This is a genomic window from Ralstonia sp. UNC404CL21Col (assembly GCF_000620465.1).
GTDB lineage: Bacteria > Pseudomonadota > Gammaproteobacteria > Burkholderiales > Burkholderiaceae > Ralstonia > Ralstonia flatus.
This window is the reverse complement of the sequence record NZ_KK211140.1, coordinates 1,041,557-1,060,338: the sequence shown is the minus strand read 5'-3', so window position 1 is coordinate 1,060,338 and position 18,782 is coordinate 1,041,557. Positions and strand designations below refer to the sequence as shown.

The following is an 18,782-nucleotide window of genomic DNA, read 5'->3' as shown; positions in this document are numbered from 1 at the left end:
CCCCGACCCAGCCAATGAACGCTCTCCAACACTGCGCGATGTGCGCGCTGCTCGCTTGCAGCGTCGCCGTCGCCTCTCCCGATGAAGATCGACTCGGCAAGGCGCAAGGCTATCCGCTTGCGCCTAGCGCGGCGCGCATCCACGAGGCCCAGTACATCGTGGGCACCTTCAGCGGCATGGACCGCATCTCGCCGTCTTGCGAACTGGCGCCGGCCGACCAACCGGTGCAGCTCAAGATCGCAGACAAGGAGGCGGATGTCCGGTATCGCTTCCGCAACCATGACTACACGCTGGCCGACTACATGGAGCATCAGCGCGCGACCGCTGTGCTGATCGTTCAGGACGGCGTCATCCTGGCCGAGCATTACGGCTACGACCGCACGCGCGACATGCGCATGCTGTCTAACTCGATGGCGAAGACGCTGGTTGCACTGGCCATCGGCAAGGCGCTGGAAGACGGGAGCCTGCACTCGCTGGATGACCGTGTTGACCAGTACGTGCCGGACCTTGCAGGCACGCTGTACGGTGGAACGCGCATCGTCGATCTGCTGCGCATGGCCTCCGGCGCGAAGTACGTCGAGGACTACACCCCCACTGACGACCGTGCACGTTTTCTCAAGACGGCAGCAAAGCAAGGCGTGCTCGCGGCCGCGGCCCAGGTCAACGAACGCGCCGATGCGCCGGGCACGCGCTTCAACTACGCAGGCGCGCAAACCGAAGTGTTGGCGCTCGTGCTGCAGGCGGCGACGCACCGCAGCCTGTGCGACTTCGTTGACGACAAGCTATGGAAACCGATGGGGGCCGAAGCCAAGGCGGCCTACCTCCTGCGCCAATCCGACGGATCGGCGTTTGCACAAGGCGGCTTCAATGCAACGGCGCGGGACTACGCGCGCCTCGGGTCGATGCTGGCCAACGATGGCGTGGTGCAAGGCCGGCAAGTCGTGCCGCGCGACTTCCTGCTCGACATGACCGACGCAGCGCGCCAGCCCGATGCGTTTCGCCCGGGGCAGATGACGTATCACGGCAGCCGCTATTACGGCTACGGCTTCCAGGTCTGGCTTTTGCCGGGACAAGTACGGCGATTCGTGCTGCTCGGCGTCCATGGGCAGGCGATCTACGTGGACCCGCAATCCGGGCTCACCATGGTCCATCTTGCGGTGGGCCAGGACGCGTCGGGCGATGCAAGCGGCGCGCACCTTGGCGCCGAGCGTGATGCGTTGTGGCGCGGCGTTGTCGAGAAGTTTGGCCGCTAGACGCGCCGCTGGTGCTGGTGAAAAAAAACGCGCCGAGATCACGTCGGCGCGTTTTTTCTTTCAGCACGCGGCTTCCGTTAAAACCGATGGTTGACCCGCACATACGCAGACTGCGCAGACACGTGGCTCGTATTGATGGTGGCATCCACACCCAAGGACACCGTGGTTGCCTTGGCCGCCTGAAGCGTGACGCTCGCCCCCGTCGTCAGGAACGAACGCGGCAGATCGGTGCCCGGGGCCGCGAACACAGTGCCGTCCTGGCTCTGCACCTGGACGACGCGGCCAGCGTTCATCAGCTCATGCGCATAGCCCAAGCGAAGTTGCACGTTGACGGGGCGCACGTCTCCGAAGGCCTTGTCGAGCGTGACGCCCACATACGGCTGGAGGCTGCGCGCGCTGTCCGGGCCGACCTGGAGGTTCTGGCCGTGGGCGCCGTCCTCTCCGAAGCCGCTGCCGCGCACGTAGGCGTAGCGCAGGCCCAGGTGCGGCGCAAGGCGGAGGCCGCCCATCTCCAGGGGCAAGCTGGCTTGCGTGGCAGCCGTGAATTCGTGCGCGAGATGGTCGCCCTCGGCGGTGCCCACGCTGCCGAACGGCCGCTTCTGCGAGAAGAAATCGAGCCCATAGCCGACCGTGGCCGACAGATTGATGGCGCCCATCGGCTGCGCGCCGTAAAGCGCCACGCGCAACGTGTCGATGGCGCCCGATGCGCCGGTGGTGTCCTCGCCGAGCGTGGTGTGCGTGTAGCCGCCCGCCGCGCCGACGGTGGCCGCGCCCATGCGGCCCTCCGCTCCCGCCAGGAACCCGTAGGCGTGCGTGAGGAAGCCCGGCGCATTGCCTGTGCCGCCCACCTTCGTACTGGAGCCGCTGGCCGTAGCCCAAACGTTGTTGGCGCCGCCCAGCGCGTATTGCGGTCCGGACAACCGGCCGAGCAGCGCGGCGTTGGCGCTTTGCGCCTGCAGCAGCGCCGTCGTGCCAAGCGCCGTGTAGATGGAGGTTTGTGTCGGAGCGACGACGGTCCCGCCACCGGGTGCGCCAGGTGCACCGGGCGCCGTTGCTTCCGCGAGCAGCAGATCGACCGCATTTGCTCCGTAGTCCACCGAGGTCTGCAGCGTGCCGAGGCTGGCGCCGGCCGTGGCGGTGCTGACGTTGGCGAAGCGGCCCGTCACGCCGTTGGCCGCGCTCAGCACGGTGTAGCGGCGCGCGGTATAGGTGCCCGGATCAAACACGATGGCAAGCGACCCGCCGAGCGCTGCGGCACCGCCCACGCGCAGTTGCGAGGCGTCCGTCGGGCTGACCTCGATGGCGAGCGTCCCGCCCGACGCTTGCGTGTAATTGCCGCCAACGGACAGCGTGCCGATGGAGCCGCCCGGCGCCACCACCCCGCTGCTGCTCACATCGCCCGAAACCGTGCCGTGGCCGCGCAGCGTGCCCAGCGCGTTCACCAGGACATTGCCGCCAAGCACGGCGCTGGCGTTTGCCGCATCGCCGACGGCCAGCGTGCCGCCTGCCACCGTGGTCGACCCAGAGAAGCTGCTGCTGACACCGTTCAACGTGAGCGTGCCCGTGCCCTGCTTGATCAACGACCCGCTGCCGCTCAGGCTGCCGCCGAAGGCTTGGGACGAGTCGTCAGCCAGCGTCAGCGCGCTGCCATTCAGCACCACGCGGCTGCCAGCGACGCCAGACAGATGGGCGACCGTCTGGCTGGCTCCTGCGGACAGATCGAGTGCCGACGTTGCGCCCGTGAGCGTGACGGTCGTGCCCGAGGCCAGTCGGCCGGCACCCGTCAACGCCAGCGTGCCGGCGTTGATCGTCGTTGCACCGCCATAGGTGTTCACGCCGGACAGCGTTTGCGTGCCGCCATTCAACGTGAGGCCGCCTGTGCCGCCGATTGCGCCGCTGAAGGCGCCGGCTGCGTTGGCGAGCGTGAGCGTCCTGCCGCCCAGGGCGACGGTGCCCGACCCGGTCAATGCGTTGATCGTGGCGCCGGACGTCGTCCCAGAGATATCGAACGTGCCGTTGTTCGCTACGCCGCTCGAAGCCGCGATGCTGCCAGCGCCGGACAGCGCGAGCGTGCCGCCACTGATCGTCGTCGCGCCGGTAAATCCATTGATCGCCGACAGCGTTTGCGCGCCGCTGCTGACCGTGAGGCCGCCTGTCCCCCCGATGGTGCCGCTGAACGTGCCGGCTGCGTTCGCAAGCGTGAGCGTCCGGCCACCAAGGGCGACGGTGCCGGAGCCGGTCAATGCGTTGATGGTGGCGCCGGACGTCGTCCCCGAAATATCGAAGGTGCCGTTGTTCACCACGCCGCTGGACGAAGCGATGCTGCCGGCGCCGGACAGGGCGAGCGTGCCGCCACTGATCGTCGTCGCGCCGGTAAAGCCGTTGGTACCCGACAGTGTTTGTGTTCCGCCTGCGATCGTGAACCCGCCTGTGCCGCCGACCGCGCCGCCGAAGGTGCCGGCTGCGTTGGCGAGCGTGAGCGTCCTGCCGCCCAGGGCGACGGTGCCCGAACCCGTCAGTGCGTTGATGGTGGCGCCGGACGTCGTCCCCGAAATATCGAAGGTGCCGTTGTTCACCAGGCCACTCGACGCGGCAATGCTCCCAGCGCCGGACAGCACGAGCGTGCCGCCACTGATCGTCGTTGCGCCGGTAAATCCATTGATCGCCGACAGCGTTTGCGCGCCACCGCTGACCGTGAGGCCGCCCGCCCCCCCGATCGTGCCGCTGAACGTGCCGGCTGCGTTGGCAAGCGTGAGCGTCCGGCCACCCAGGGCGACGGCGCCCGAGCCGGTCAATGCGTTGATGGTGGCGCCTGCGGTCGTCCCCGAAATATCGAACGTGCCGTTGTTCACGACACCGCTCGAAGCCGCGATGCTGCCCGCGCCAGACAATGCGAGCGTGCCCGCATTGATGGCCGTGCTGCCGCCATAGCCCGCCGTGCCCGAGATGGTCAACGTGCCGGCCCCGGCCTGCACCAGATTGCCGGCGCCGCTGATGGTGCCGGCGTACGTCACAGCGTCGCTGCGATTGAAAGCCAGTGTGCCGTTATTGACGATGTTGCCGGCCACCGAACCGGTGGTGCCGCCGTTGCCAATCTGCAGCGTGCCGGTGGTGATGGTGGTCGCGCCTGTGTAGGTGTTGTCGCCCGTCAGCGTGATCGTTCGACTGCCGGTGACGCCCACGCTGCCCGCGCCCGATATGACGCCTGACACCACAAGGTTCGTCGTGGTCGAATCGAGCGTGACACGCGACGTGGCGTCTGCCAGCGTGACGTTGTTGGACAGCGAGAGCCCTGCACTGCCGGCCGTGATCTTGGCTGCTGCGCCCGCCGCCACGTCAAGGTTTCCGATGATGTTGGAACCCGTTAGCAGTTGCAGCGTGTTGTTCGTCCCGTTGAACTGGATGGCGGCCGCACGCGTCACGCCGTCGCTGAACAACCCGCCGCTGATCGTGCCGCCATTGACGATGACGGCGCCGTTGGCAATGACACCCGCGCCCGCGGCACCGCCATTGCCGGCCCCGCCAGTGATCGTGCCCACGTTGGAAAGCACGTTGAACCCGGCAGCCAGATTGACGCCGGCACCGCTGGCACCGGCCGTGCTGCCACCGCCACCACTGGCACCGCCTACACCGCCCACGATCGATCCAATGTTGGTCACCTGAGTACCGGAGCCCAAGGTCAGCAACCCGTCGCCGCCGCCACCGCCGCCGCCCGGGTTCCCGGCAGAACCTCCGTTGCCGCCGTTGCCACCGATCAGCGTGCCTTGGTTGTTCACGTCAGCAGCCGGCGTCACCATGACCAACGCTGCGCCGCCGCCGCCGCCGCCGCCGCCGTTGGAGGCCGGCCCCGATGTGCCGGCACCGCCATTTCCGCCCGCGCCGCCCTGCACAGTTACGCCATTGCTGACAGTGACGCTGATGCCCGTGGAATACACGCCCGCACCGCCGCCACCCGCGCCGGCTGCAAAATTGAATCCGTCGAACGCTTGGCCGGACCCGCCCTGCGCGTTTGCATTGACCACGGCATCGCCAGCGAGCACGACGGCCGGTGAGCCTCCCGCGCCGCCCTGCCCGCTGTCATTCGTGGCACCGGTACCGCCCGTCCCGCCCGAAGTCGGCCCGCCCGGAACTTGGACAGTGGCCGAGCCGCCGCCCAGCGTCGAAGAACCGCCGCCACCGCCGTTGCCGCTACCCCCATTGCCGCTGCGGTCCGGGATGCCGGCGCCGCCAGCGGCGCTGCAGTTTGCGATCGTGCTCGACGAGCAGGTCGCGGCCCAGCCGGGGAGCGCCGCACCGGCCAGCCCAAGCGATACGCTGATTGAAATGATGGAAGCGCGCCGACGCGCATGCGTCGTGTCGCCGCTGGCGTCAACGCCCCCGTGCGATGCCTTGGTCAGTTCCGATACCACTTGCGGAGCACGCAAGGTGCGGCTCCAGACCAGCCGATAGACCCGGTTCATGTTGATCCCCTCGTCGCATAGACCCATGGGTCGGGCGCTGATCATGGAGAGGCAGGACCGTGGCGCGAATGACCCGTTCTTTGTGTTGTCGTTCTCTGGCGCGCCGGCTGCGGGAACCGCGTTTTAGGCTCATCGGCCGGGGCGCATGCGCGCGAAATATAACATTTGCCTAGGAAATATTGCCCGGGCTGTCGGTAAGGGTTGTTGTCCGGCCTCGTCGTCCCAACGGAGCGCAAAAAAAAAACGCGCCGAGTCGCCCCGGCGCGTTTTTCGTTTTGCTGCTGAGCGGACTGCTTACGCCATCCACTTCCGCGCGTTGCGGAACATCCGCATCCACGGGCTGCTGCCGTCGCCGGCGGCTTCCCATTCCTTCGGATGCCAGCTCATCTGCACGGCGCGGAACACGCGTTCCGGATGCGGCATCAGGGCCGTGAAGCGACCGTCGTGCGTCGTCACCGAGGCAATGCCCTGCGGCGAGCCGTTCGGGTTCAGCGGATAGGTCTGCGTGACTTCGCCGCGGTTGTCGACGTAACGCAGGCCAACGGCCACCTTGCCGATGTCGCCCTGCTGCGAGAAGTCGGCATAGCCTTCGCCGTGCGCAACGACGATGGGAATGCGACTGCCTTCCATGCCCGCGTAGAAGATCGACGGCGATGCTTCGACCTGCACGGTCACCAGGCGGCCTTCGTATTGCTCCGACTGGTTGCGCGTGAACTTCGGCCATGCGCCGGCGCCCGGGATGATCGGGGCGAGGTTCGCCATCATCTGGCAACCGTTGCACACACCCAGCGCGATCGAATCGGTGCGGTTGAAGAAGGCGGCGAACTGCTCGGCGAGCATGCTGTTGAAGAGGATTGTCTTCGCCCAGCCTTCGCCCGCGCCGAGCACATCGCCGTAGCTGAAACCGCCACAGGCGACGAAGCCCTTGAAGCTGGCGAGGTTCGTGCGGCCTGCCAGCAGGTCGCTCATGTGGACGTCGTAGGTGTCGAAGCCGGCCTTGTCCATCGCATAGGCCATTTCGATCTGCGAGTTCACGCCCTGCTCGCGCAGGATCGCCATGCGCGGGCGGGCGCCCGTGGCGATGAACGGTGCGGCCACGTCTTCCGCAATATCGAACGTGAGCTTGGGCGAGATGCCCGGGTCTTCAGCGTCGAGGATGCGGTCGTATTCGCTTTGCGTGCACTCGGGGTTGTCGCGCAGGCTGGCGATGCGCCAGGAGACATCCGTCCAGGTGCGTTGCAGTTCGATGCGCGACGCGCTGAACACCTTCTTGGCGTCGCGCCAGATTTCAATGTGGTCGTTGGCGTTGGGCGCGCCGATCACGTGGCTGCAGCCGGCCAGGCCGTGCTCGCGCAGCACCGCAAAGACGGCGTCGCGCTGAGCCAGCGGCACCTGGATGACGGCACCGAGTTCTTCGGCAAACAGCGCCCGCAGCGTCAGGTCGGCGCGGCGGCCGGAGACTTGCTGCGCCCAGTTCTTGGCGTCGCCATGATCGGCTGCATCGTCGAGCGTGAGCATGTCGACGTTGATCGACACGCCGCAGTGGCCGGCGAAGGCCATCTCGCAGACGGTCGCCCACAGGCCGCCGTCGGAACGGTCGTGATACGCCAGCAGAGAGCCGCTCGCGTTCAGTTGCTGGATGGCCGCGAAGAAGCGCTTGAGGTCTTCGGCGTCGTCCACGTCGGGCACGCTGTTGCCGATCTGCTCCGTGACCTGCGCCAGGATGCTGCCGCCCATGCGGTTCTTGCCACGGCCCAGGTCGATCAGGATCAGCGTGCTGTCGGCCGGCGCGTTCGCCGATTCGACTTGCTTGAGCTGCGGCGTGAGCGTCTTGCGCACATCCGTCACCGGGGCAAACGCCGAGACGATCAGCGAGACCGGCGCGACGACTTCCTTTGCTGCGCCTTCGTCTTCCCACTTGGTGCGCATCGACAGCGAATCCTTGCCCACCGGAATGCTGATGCCCAGTGCCGGGCACAGCTCCATGCCGACGGCCTTGACGGTGTCGTACAGGCGGGCGTCTTCACCGTTCACGCCGCAGGCAGCCATCCAGTTGGCCGACAGCTTCAGCTGCGTGAGCGAGTCGATCGGCGCAGCGGCGATGTTGGTGATGGACTCGCCGATGGCCATGCGGCCCGATGCCGGTGCGTTGATGACAGCCAGCGGCGTGCGCTCGCCCATCGTCATCGCCTCGCCGGCGTAGCCCTTGTAGTCAAGCGTGGTGACGGCCACGTCGGCCACCGGCACCTGCCACGGGCCGACCATCTGGTCGCGCGTGTTCAGGCCGCCCACAGTGCGGTCGCCGATGGTGATCAGGAACGACTTGCTGGCAACGGTCGGGTGACGCAGCACGTCGCGTGCGACGACTTCCAGGTCCAGCCCGGTGACATCGACTTCCGGCAGTTCCTGCGCAACGCGGCGCACGTCACGGTGCATGCGCGGCGGCTTGCCGAGCAGCACGTCCATCGGCATGTTGACCGGGAAGTGCTCGGGGAGATCCGCTGCGGTATCGCTGTCGACCACTTGCAGCTGCTGCTCGTCCGTGGCGAAACCGACCACCGAGAACGGCGCGCGCTCGCGCTCGCACATGGCCTGGAAGCGCGGGAAATCGCCGGGGGCAATCGCCAGCGTGTAGCGCTCTTGCGATTCGTTGCACCAGATTTCCGCCGGGCTCAGGCCCGACTCTTCCAGATGCACCTGGCGCAGGTCGAAACGCGCGCCCTTCCCGGCGCCGTCGACAATTTCCGGGAAGGCGTTGGAGATGCCGCCCGCGCCCACGTCGTGGATCGACAGGATCGGGTTGTCTTCGCCCAGCGCCCAGCACGCGTTGATCACTTCCTGCGCGCGGCGCTGCATTTCGGGGTTGCCGCGCTGGACGGAATCGAAGTCCAGGTCGGCGGTGTTGGTGCCGGTGGCCATCGAGCTGGCAGCGCCGCCGCCCATGCCGATGCGCATGCCGGGGCCACCCAGCTGAATCAGCAGCGTGCCGGCCGGCAGCCCGTGCTTGTGCGTGTGACCGGCATCGATGTTGCCGATGCCGCCCGCGATCATGATCGGCTTGTGATAGCCGCGCACGGTGCCGCCGACGTTCTGCTCGTAGACGCGGAAGTAGCCGCCGAGGTTGGGCCGGCCAAATTCGTTGTTGAACGCAGCGCCGCCGATCGGGCCTTCGATCATGATCTGCAGCGGCGAGGCGATGCGGTCAGGCTTGCCGACCGGGCCCGGTACGGCTTCATTCGGATTGCGGTGTGCCACGGGCTGGGCGGTATCGCGGGCGTTTTCCCACGATTGCACGGCTTCCGGCAGCAGCAGGTTCGACACCGTAAAGCCTGTCAGGCCGGCCTTGGGCTTGGCGCCGCGGCCCGTCGCGCCTTCGTCGCGGATTTCGCCGCCCGCGCCCGTCGACGCACCCGGGAACGGCGAAATGGCTGTCGGGTGGTTGTGCGTCTCCACCTTCATCAGCGTGTGCGTAAGCGCTTCGCGGCGGCCGTATTGCGGCACGCCCGTCGCGGCTTCCGTGCCTGCGTGCGGGAACCAGCGCTCGGCCATGCCGCCTTCCATCACGGCGGCGTTGTCGGAATACGCGACGATCGTGCCCTGCGGCGCGAGCTGGTGCGTGTTGCGGATCATCGCGAAGAGCGACTTGTCCTGTGTCTCGCCGTCGATGGTCCAGTCGGCGTTGAAGATCTTGTGGCGGCAGTGCTCGCTGTTGGCCTGCGCAAACATCATCAGCTCGACGTCGGTCGGGTTGCGTTCGAGCTTGCGGTAGGCGTCGACCAGGTAGTCGATTTCATCGTCGGACAGAGCCAGGCCCATTTCGACGTTGGCGGCTTCCAAGGCACGACGACCAGCATCCTGGCCACCGGCGATATCGACAAAGCGCAATGCCTTGGCGGGCAACACGTCGAACAGGCCGTAGCCGGCTTCGCGCGAGTCGATGACGGTTTCGGTCATGCGGTCGTGCAGATGCTCGGCAACGGCGGCGCGAGTGGCGTCGTCGAGGTGCTTGGCAGCGCCGGTCAGGCTGCGGATGAGGCCCTTCTTGCACGTGACGGTGAATTCCACGCCGCGCTCAATGCGATGGATTTGCGGCAGTGCGCAGTGGCGGGCGATTTCCGTCGCCTTGCTGGCCCACGGCGAGATCGTGCCGAAGCGCGGGATGACCACGAAGCGGTCGCCCTCGACATCGGCCGGGGCGGGCGAACCGTAGGTCAGCAGCGCTTGCACACGGGCGGCTTCATCGGTCGACAGCGGCGTGTCGGCGGCCACGAAGTGCAGGTATTGGGCACTGACGGCATCGATGTCCGGATCGATGCGCTTGAGGGTGGAAAGCAGGCGTTGCTGGCGGAAGGCGGACAGCGCGAGAGCGCCGGGAAAGCACGAGAAATGCGCCATGGTGGGCAAGGCAGGCAGTAGCTGGAAGGAGGGATTTCCCGGCGTGCGCGGGAAAACCGCTATTGTACCTTGCCCGGCCCTTGTTACCGACCCTCAAATCGGCCTGAAATGCGCCTGCCTCGGCCGGAAATTGTCGAAAACGCCCGTTTTACAGCGACGTGGCGGACCGTGCCGCCTGCTCGTACAGGCCCGTCAGCACGCGCAGCAGGCGCGCCAGCTCGCCAATTTCGGCATTTTCCTCGCCGCTGGGCGAAATATTGCTGGTCAGACATTGCTCGCGGATCTCGCGGTACCGGGCGCAGGCCTTTTCGCCGGCTTCGGTGGTCGTGTAGGTGACTTCCTTGCCGTTGCGCGTGCCCTCCACCAGGTCCATCCCCTGCAGTTTCTTGAGGGAATACGTGACAAGGTGGGTGTCTTCCACGTTCAGCACGAAACAGATGTCGGCCAGGCGCTTGGCGCGGCCACGGTGGTTGACGTGATGCACCACCAGCACATCGAGGAAGGTCAGGTCGCGCACACCGGCGGCGGCCATGCAGCGCATGCACCAGCGGTTGTAGGCGTTGTAGGCGGTGTTGAGCGCAAACTCGAACTCCGACAGCTCCGGACTGCGCGCCGACACCAGGTGTGACGAAGAGACGATCGGCCCGCCCTTCCCTGCATCCTCATTGGCTGCGGATTGCGGCAGATCGGCTTTCGGGGTGGTCGGCGATTTGGACATTGCAACGGGCGGGGAAAGGACCGGAAACGCGGGCTATTGTAAGAGAATAGATCGTCATGTCTGCATGGATAAAAGGCGTAGTTGCCATGTCCTCACACCCTACCTGGCGCGAAATCCTGATCGACGGCGCCCTGGCCGCGCACCACGGCGCCGATCTGCTATTCGGCACGGCCGGAATCCGCGCGCTGGAAGCGGCTGCGTACCGGACCCTCGAACCCTTCACCTTGATGGCCCGCGCCGGCGACGCCGCCGCGGACTGGCTGCAGACGCGCGCGCCACATGGGCATGTGCTGCTCGTTGCCGGCCCAGGCAACAACGGTGGCGATGCGCTCGTGGCGGCGACGGTGCTGCATCTGGCCGGGCGCGCCGTCACCGTATGGCTTGCCGCCGACCCGGCACAGCTGCCCGACGATGCGCGCCGCGCCTGGACGGAGGCGTGTGCCGCGAATGTTCCGATCGAACAGCTGCACACCCCGGCTTCAGTGCCGGCTGCCACCTCGGCCATCGTCGACGGCCTTTTTGGTGTCGGACTCGCCCGGCCGCTGACGGGATTGCATGCGGCACTGGTCGACACCATCAATGCCAGCGGATTGCCGGTGTATGCGCTCGACATTCCCTCCGGGCTGAACGGCGATACCGGCCAGCCGCCCGCCCCGGATTCACCGGTGATCCAGGCGCGCGCCACCATCACGTTCCTCGCCATCAAACCGGGCTTGCTGACGGGCGATGGCCGTGACGCCACCGGCGACATCGCGCTGGCCGACCTGCAAGCCGCGCAGCCGGCTTATGACGGCGTGGTCGAAGCAGACGCCTTCGTCAACACGCCGTCACGCTGGCTCGCGCACGTGCCGCGCCGGCGGCATAACGGCCACAAGGGCACGTACGGCAGCGTGGCGATCGTGGGCGGCGCCGCAGGCATGGTTGGGGCGCCGCTGCTGTCGGCGCGCGGCGCGCTCTATCTGGGCGCGGGCAAGGTGCACGTGGCCTCGCTGGCCGCCGATGCGCCGCGTGTCGATCCCGCGCAACCGGAATTGATGCTGCACAGCTGGGGCGCACTCGATCTGGGCGGCATGCAAGCGCTGGCCGTGGGCCCCGGCATGGGCACCGGCAAGGAATCGGAAGCGGCGCTCGAGCATCTGCTGGACCGCATGCTGTCCGCGCACACGCCTGCCGTGTTCGACGCCGATGCACTGAATCTCTTTGCGAAAACGCCCGCGCTGCTCGCCCGCCTCACGCAGTTGGCCAGAAGCGGTGTGCCGTTGGTGCTGACGCCGCATCCGCTGGAAGCCGCGCGCCTGCTGCAGACCGATGCGCGCGCCGTTCAGCACGATCGGCTGGCCGCCGCCCAGGCGCTGGTCAATCGAACGGGCGCGGTGGTCGTGCTCAAAGGCTCAGGCACAATCGTCGCGGCGCCGGGCATCGCGCCGGCCATCAACCCCACCGGCAACGGCGGGCTCGCCACCGGCGGCACGGGCGACGTCCTGACCGGCATGATCGGCGCACTGCTTGCGCAAGGCATGGGAGCGCGCGAAGCTGCACTCGCCGGTGTGTGGCTGCATGGTCGTGCCGCGGACGATCTGGTCCAGGCGGGCGTCGGCCCCATCGGCCTGCACGCAAGCGAGCTATGCGCGCCGGCGCGACGTGCACTCAACGCCTTGCTGGCGTCGGACGTTCGCCGATAGAAATAGGAAATACAGCGCCGTTATACTGCCCATTCGTTTTCCCGCACCAACCTCACGTCACCTCACGCCGTATGCCCACAGCCCTACCCGCCTGGCAGTCCCTGACGCAACACGCAGAATCGATCCGCGCGACACATATGCGCGACTGGTTTGCCGCGCCGGACGCCGAGGAACGGGTACGCGCCTTCACGCTAGAGGCAGCTGGCCTGACGGTCGACTACTCCAAGAACCGCATCACGCCTGAGACGCTGGCGCTACTGCTGCAACTGGCCGACGAGACCGGCGTGCTCCCGCTGCGCGATGCCATGCTGCGTGGCGACCGCATCAACAACACCGAGCACCGCTCCGTCCTGCATGCAGCCCTGCGTGGCCGCGCGGAAGACGACTATCGTGCCGACGGCGAGCCCGTCATGCCGGAAGTGCTGCGCGTGCGCGCCCAGATGCACGACTTCGCCGACCGCGTGCATAGCGGCGCCTGGACAGGCCACTCGGGCCAGCGCATCACGGACATCGTGAACATTGGCATTGGCGGCTCGGACCTCGGCCCCCGCATGGTGTGCCGCGCCCTCGACCATCTTGCCGTGCCGCAGGTGCGCGTGCATTTCGTCTCCAATGTCGATGGCACGGACCTGGCCGAAACGCTGGATCATCTGCATCCGGATACCACGCTCGCCATCGTCTGCTCGAAGACGTTCACCACGCTCGAAACGATGGCGAACGCGCATAGCATGCGCCGGTGGTTTGTCGAACATGGCGTGGCGGAAGATCAGCTCAAGCACCACTTCGTCGCGGTCTCCACCAACCGCGAGGCCGTCGTGCAGTTCGGCATCGACCCGGACAACATGTTCACGTTCTGGGATTGGGTTGGCGGGCGGTTCTCGCTGTGGTCGGCGGTGGGCCTGTCGATCGTGCTGGCGATCGGGCCGCAACAGTTCGAAGCGATGCTCGATGGTGCTCGCGCGATGGATCGCCACTTTGCGACGGCCGCGCCACGCGAAAACCTGCCGCTCATTCTCGGGATGCTCTCGGTCTGGTATCGCGGCTTCTTCGATGCGGCGAGCGCGTGCACGGTGCCCTACTGCGCGCCGCTGGAACTGCTGACCGACTTCATGCAGCAGCTCGAGATGGAAAGCAACGGCAAATCGGTCCAGCGCAACGGCGCGGCCATCGATACCGATACCGGCCCCATCGTCTGGGGCACGGCCGGCACCAACGGGCAGCATGCGTATTTCCAGTTGATCCACCAGGGCTCGCAGATCGTGCCGGTGGATTTCATCACCACGCTCGAGCCGGTGCGCAACCTGCCTGGCCACCACGCCAAACTGCTCGCAAACTGCTTCGCGCAGGGCGAGGCGCTGCTGCTTGGGCGCACCGCCGATGAAGTCCGCGCGGGAGGCGTCACCGACGAAGCGCTGGTGCCGCACATGGTGTTCGAAGGCAATCGCCCGAGCACGACCATCCTGATGGAACGGCTGGACGCTGCCTCACTCGGCGCGCTCATTGCCTGCGCCGAGCACCGCACCTTCGTGCAGGGCGCGGTGTGGAACATCAACTCGTTCGATCAGTGGGGCGTGGAGCTTGGCAAGAAACTCGCCAAGCCGATTCAGGCAGAGCTGGAAGGTGCACCGGCCTCGGTGGCGCATGACGCATCGACGGCGGCACTGATCCGCCGCGCCAAAGTCGCGCTCTGACGCAAACGTTCAGAGTTCGGTGACGATCTCGTCGCCGACAAGATGCCCGGCTTCGATGGTGAGAATGCGGCTGCAACGGGCAGCGACGGAGCGGTCGTGCGTCACCAGCACGAGCGTGGATCCGGCACTGCGGTTGAGTTCAAACATCAGCGCGATCACGGCCTCACCGGTGGCAGTGTCGAGACTGCCGGTCGGCTCGTCGGCAAAAAGAATGTCGGGCTCGGTCACAAACGCGCGTGCCAGAGCCACGCGTTGCTGTTCGCCGCCCGAGAGTGTCTTTGGATAGTGCGACAGCCGTGCGCCGAGGCCGACGCGCTCCAGCAGCACCGTGGCACGACGACGCATTTCAGCGGTGCTCACATCGCCCTGCAATTCCAGCGGCAACATCACGTTCTCGAGGGCCGTCAGGTGCGGCAGCAGCTGGAATGACTGGAAGACAAAGCCGACGTGGCTGCCGCGCACGGCGGCACGGCCATCTTCGTCCAGTTTGAACAGGTCGTTGCCCAGCAGCTTGACCGAGCCCGATGTCGGCAAGTCCAGTCCGGCGAGCAACCCGAGCAGCGTCGATTTGCCCGAGCCGGAGGCGCCAACAATCGCCAGTGTCTCGCCCATTTCCACACGGAAGGCAACATCGCTCAGAATAGGCAACTCACCGGTGGCATCGCGCACAGTCTTGTGCAGCGAATCGACTTCAATCACCCAGGTAGCAGAAGACGACATGATTGGACGGGTTGGTAGTAGAAGGCGCAGCGTGAAGTGGCTTGCAGCGGCGCTCGGCTGCGCAGTGTTCGGCATGCTGCCGCTCGCACAGACGGCTGTAGCACAAGGCGCGCCGGCATCGCATCGCGTGGTGGTGCTGGGTGACAGCCTGTCGGCGGGATACGGCCTGGCGCAAGGCACAGGCTGGGTCGCGTTGCTCGACAGGCGCCTCAAAGAACGGAAGCCCGATTATAGCGTCGCCAATGCCAGCATCAGCGGCGACACCACGGCCGGCGGCCGCTCACGCCTGCCCGCCGTGCTGGCACGCGAAAGGCCCTCCGTCGTGATTCTGGAGCTGGGCGGTAACGACGCGCTGCGCGGCCTCTCGCTCGCCTCCAGCGAGGCCAACATGAAGGCGATGATCGAAGCATCGCAAGCCGCAGGCGCGAAGGTGTTGCTGGTCGGCATGCGCATCCCGCCCAACTACGGCCCGGAGTACAGCGAGCGCTTCTTCGCCATGTTCGGCAAGCTGGCGCAGCAGTACAAGCTGCCGCTGGTGCCGTTCCTGCTGGAAGGCGTTGCGCAACGGCCCGACTGGTTCCAGGAAGATCGCATCCATCCCATTGCCGCAGCGCAGCCAACGATGCTCGATAACGTATGGCCCAAACTGGAACCTCTCCTTAAAGCGCGGGTCGGAAGATGACCCTTCTGCCGCACCGATTGCATGCGGCGCATCCGATTCTCTACTCCGGAACGGCGGCCACCTCTCACTCGGGCGAACACCATGAAGCTTCTGGCAAGCGGGCTACGCGCAGCGCGCGACAACAAGCGGTTCCTCGTCGGCATGTCGCTGCTCTTTGCGTTCCGCGCCTGCATTGCCGACTGGGCAGTCGTGCCGAGCGGCTCAATGAACCCCACGCTCATCGAAGGCGACTACATTTTGATGAACCGGTTGGCCTACGGGGTACGCGTACCGGCCACGACCGTCTGGCTCAAGCGCGGCAGCGAGCCGAAACGCGGTGATGTCGTCGTCTTCTCCTCCCCCGAAGACGGCACGAAGCTGGTGAAGCGACTCATCGGGCTGCCCGGCGACGTGGTTGAAATGCGTGACGAAGCGCTCTACATCAATCGTGAGCGGATTGCCTATGCGCCGCTGCCAGACGTCGCACCCGGCACGTTGCCGCAGGCAACGGCGACACTGCCGCACGAACTCTGGTCGGAAGCGCTACCCGGCCGCGAGCACACCGTGATGGTCTTGCCGGAGGTGCGTGCGCTGCGCAGTTTCGGACCCATCACCGTCCCGCAAGACCATTACCTCATGCTGGGCGACAACCGCGACAACAGCCGAGACTCACGTTACTTCGGCCTGGTCCCTCGCAAGAACCTGATCGCGCGCGCTTCCCACGTAGCCCTGTCGTTCGATCCAGATCACTGGTACATGCCGCGCGTGGCGCGCATCGGCAAACCGCTGGACTAGTCGGCAAAAAAAAGGCAAAGAAAAAGCCCCCTCGTTGTAGAGGGGGCTTTTTTGTCTGGCTAGTCGCAGGACGCGGTATCAGTCCTCTGCCGTATTGGCAGGTTTGCTGGTGTCGACCGCGCTGCTGTTGATCTTCACCTTCGAGCGCGCCTTCAGCGCTTCGTAGTAGGCGTTGAACTCCGTCTGGCCTGCCGCTTGCGCCAGTTGCTGTGCATCGGCAGTGCGGCGCGCCTCGTCCACATTGGCCGGCGGCAGCACCTTGTTGATGCGATACAGCGCGTAGCCCTGGGCACCGAGGTCGACGCCGATGGTGACCGGCAGCTTGGTCGCATCCGCACGCAGGATCGCCGTCAATGCTGCCGGCGGCGTGCCCTGCGCCTGCTGGCGCGAGAGGGTCTGTGCAGCGTTGAAACCATCGGCGCTGTTGCTCTGCTTCACGGCGGCCAGCTTTTCTTCGCCGGCCTTCTTTGCCAGCGCAGCCGCTTGCTCGGCGATCACCTTGGCCTTGACCTGTTCCCGCACGTCGGCCAGCTTCTTCACCGTGGCCGGGCGATACTCCGCCGCGCGCGCTGCAACCAGCGTGGTCGGACCTACCTGGATGGCGGCCGTGTTGCGGTGGTTCTTGATCACGTCGTCAGCGAACAGCGCCTTGAGCACCTTGTCGTTGCCGATGGGGCTGCCGGACTGCGCCGGGCTCGGGGTGCGCGTGACGTTGTCGGCCGTCTGGATCTGCAGCTTGAGCTTGTCGGCCACCGGCTTCAGGCTGTCGGACTGGTCTTCCACCGTGTTGGAGAACGCGTCGGCCAGCTCCGAATACTTCTTGTTGGCGAGCTGCGTACGCACTTCACGCTCAAGCTCGGGCTTGACGGCTTCCAACGGCTGCACGCCGCCGCCCTTCACTTCTTCCAGCTTGATGATGTGGAAACCGAAATCGCTTTGGACCACGTCACTGATGTCGCCCGGCTGCTTGAGCGCAAACAGCGCGTTCTCAAACGGCGGCACGGTCGCGCCCTTGCCGAGGAAGCCCAGCTCGCCACCCTGCGCGGCCGAGCCCGGATCGCCCGAGTACTTCTTGGCCAGTTCGGCAAAGCTCGCGGGGTTCTTGCGTACCTCGGCCAGGACCTCTTCGGCCTTCTTCTTGGCGGCGTCCTTGTCGGCAGGCTTGGCGTTGTCCGGCAGCTTGATCAGGATGTGAGCGGCGCGGCGTTCTTCTTGTGTCTTGAAGCGCGCAGCGTTCTGATCGTAGTACTCCTTGATCTGCTCGGGCGTGACCGGAATCTGCTTCATCATGTCCTCGCCCGAGAACACGACATACTCGGCCTTGACTTGCTCCGGTACAGAGAATTCCTGCTGGTGCGCATCGTAGTAAGCCTGGATGGCCCTTTCGTCCGCATTGACCTTTGCAGCGTAGTCGGCCGGCTTGAACAGCAGCGTCTGAACTTCGCGCTGCTGATCGCGTACCTGGATCAGGCGCTCCACCAGCGACTTCGGCACAAACGCCGACGACACGATCGATTGCGGAATCTGTTGCTGCGACAGCTCGAAGCGCAGATTGCCTTCCAACTGCTCGGGCGTCATGTTCTGCGCAGTGAGCAGCCGCACGTAGGCTTCCTGGTCGAACGAGCCATCCGGCTTGCGCAGCGCTGCCACAGCGGGAATCTGCAGGATGGTGTCGCGAATCTTGTCGTTCGAAATGGTCAGGTTCGCACGCATAACCTCATTGGCCAGCACGCGCTGCTGGATGATGCCGTCGAGCACGTCGCGGCGCATCTGCGGACCTTCGAACTGGCGCGGATCATATTGCGCGCCAAGCATCTGGCGCAGGCGCTCCGTCTGCTCGCGCACGCGCGCGTCGACTTCGTTGGTGGAGATGACCTTGCCGTCGACCTTGGCTGCGTCATGCGAGCTATCCATGAAGCTCGAATAACTCTGCACGCCGAAGAACACGAACGACGGGAACACCAGAATCAGCAGCACCAGAAACATCAAGCGCCGATGCGTACGTACGAAATCAAGCATGCTGGACCGGAGGTGAATGGAAGATGGAAAATCCGGCGATTCTATCAGGTGCCGCCGACATTCCGGACAATCGCGGCACAGCGCACAGGCACGACCTGCAAGCATTCGCCGCCGAAAAGACAAAGGCCCGAACGAATCGGGCCTTTGTACAGGAATCTGGCGGAGCGGACGGGACTCGAACCCGCGACCCCCGGCGTGACAGGCCGGTATTCTAACCGACTGAACTACCGCTCCAGATTGGGTTGGACCACCCGACGCGTGAGCGGCAATACGAACGATGGTGGGTGCTGAGAGGCTCGAACTCCCGACCCGCGCCTTGTAAGGGCGCTGCTCTACCAACTGAGCTAAGCACCCGTTCGTACTGCCGGCGTGAGCCGGACTGTCCGGC

Annotated in this window: 10 protein-coding genes and 2 tRNA genes; 5 read left to right on the top strand and 7 right to left on the bottom strand. The window is 66.0% G+C overall.

Features of this window, described 5'->3' with window-relative positions; translation table 11 throughout:
• Nucleotides 1-14 precede the first annotated feature (14 nt).
• The gene (locus N511_RS0122975) at nt 15-1,253 is read left to right on the top strand and encodes a serine hydrolase domain-containing protein (protein ID WP_231479667.1); all 1,239 of its coding nucleotides are present in this window, start codon (nt 15-17) and stop codon (nt 1,251-1,253) included.
• Between the two features lie 77 nt (nt 1,254-1,330).
• Here the strand turns inward: N511_RS0122975 and N511_RS0122970 are convergent, their stop codons facing one another.
• The 3 genes from N511_RS0122970 to N511_RS0122960 form a co-directional block, all read right to left on the bottom strand.
• Complete coding sequence (locus N511_RS0122970; protein WP_027681393.1) at nt 1,331-5,713, bottom strand: autotransporter-associated beta strand repeat-containing protein; 4,383 nt, start codon at nt 5,711-5,713, stop codon at nt 1,331-1,333.
• 294 nt (nt 5,714-6,007) lie between these two features.
• Complete coding sequence (purL, locus tag N511_RS0122965) at nt 6,008-10,108, bottom strand: phosphoribosylformylglycinamidine synthase (protein WP_027681392.1); 4,101 nt, start codon at nt 10,106-10,108, stop codon at nt 6,008-6,010.
• Nucleotides 10,109-10,256: 148 nt separating this feature from the next.
• A complete protein-coding gene (locus tag N511_RS0122960) occupies nt 10,257-10,826 on the bottom strand; it encodes a winged helix DNA-binding protein (RefSeq protein ID WP_027681391.1) in 570 nt (189 codons plus the stop codon).
• Nucleotides 10,827-10,912: 86 nt separating this feature from the next.
• Here N511_RS0122960 and N511_RS0122955 point away from each other — a divergent pair, with 86 nt between their 5' ends.
• Both N511_RS0122955 and pgi read left to right on the top strand, forming a co-directional pair.
• On the top strand, nt 10,913-12,508 hold the full coding sequence (locus N511_RS0122955; protein ID WP_027681390.1) for a bifunctional ADP-dependent NAD(P)H-hydrate dehydratase/NAD(P)H-hydrate epimerase: 1,596 nt from the start codon (nt 10,913-10,915) through the stop codon (nt 12,506-12,508).
• A gap of 71 nt (nt 12,509-12,579) precedes the next feature.
• Nucleotides 12,580-14,199, top strand: coding sequence for a glucose-6-phosphate isomerase (gene pgi / locus N511_RS0122950; protein ID WP_027681389.1), 1,620 nt, complete (start codon nt 12,580-12,582; stop codon nt 14,197-14,199).
• A 9-nt stretch (nt 14,200-14,208) separates the two neighbouring features.
• On the opposite strand, the gene N511_RS0122945 is transcribed toward pgi, so the two are convergent.
• Nucleotides 14,209-14,919: an ABC transporter ATP-binding protein gene (locus N511_RS0122945; RefSeq protein WP_027681388.1), complete on the bottom strand. Its 711-nt coding sequence runs from the start codon at nt 14,917-14,919 to the stop codon at nt 14,209-14,211.
• 73 nt (nt 14,920-14,992) lie between these two features.
• Here N511_RS0122945 and N511_RS0122940 point away from each other — a divergent pair, with 73 nt between their 5' ends.
• Both N511_RS0122940 and lepB read left to right on the top strand, forming a co-directional pair.
• Nucleotides 14,993-15,601 carry an arylesterase gene (locus tag N511_RS0122940; protein ID WP_037027254.1) on the top strand — a complete coding sequence of 203 codons (609 nt, stop codon included), beginning with the start codon at nt 14,993-14,995 and terminating at the stop codon, nt 15,599-15,601.
• An 81-nt stretch (nt 15,602-15,682) separates the two neighbouring features.
• Nucleotides 15,683-16,375 carry a signal peptidase I gene (gene lepB, locus N511_RS0122935; protein ID WP_027681386.1) on the top strand — a complete coding sequence of 231 codons (693 nt, stop codon included), beginning with the start codon at nt 15,683-15,685 and terminating at the stop codon, nt 16,373-16,375.
• A gap of 78 nt (nt 16,376-16,453) precedes the next feature.
• Here lepB and N511_RS0122930 read toward each other — a convergent pair whose 3' ends face one another.
• From N511_RS0122930 to N511_RS0122920, 3 genes are all read right to left on the bottom strand, one after another.
• A complete protein-coding gene (locus N511_RS0122930) occupies nt 16,454-18,394 on the bottom strand; it encodes a SurA N-terminal domain-containing protein (RefSeq protein WP_027681385.1) in 1,941 nt (646 codons plus the stop codon).
• Between the two features lie 157 nt (nt 18,395-18,551).
• Nucleotides 18,552-18,628: transfer RNA gene (locus N511_RS0122925), tRNA-Asp, on the bottom strand.
• Nucleotides 18,629-18,672: 44 nt separating this feature from the next.
• Nucleotides 18,673-18,748 (bottom strand) — tRNA-Val (locus tag N511_RS0122920).
• Between the last annotated feature and the right edge of the window lie 34 nt (nt 18,749-18,782).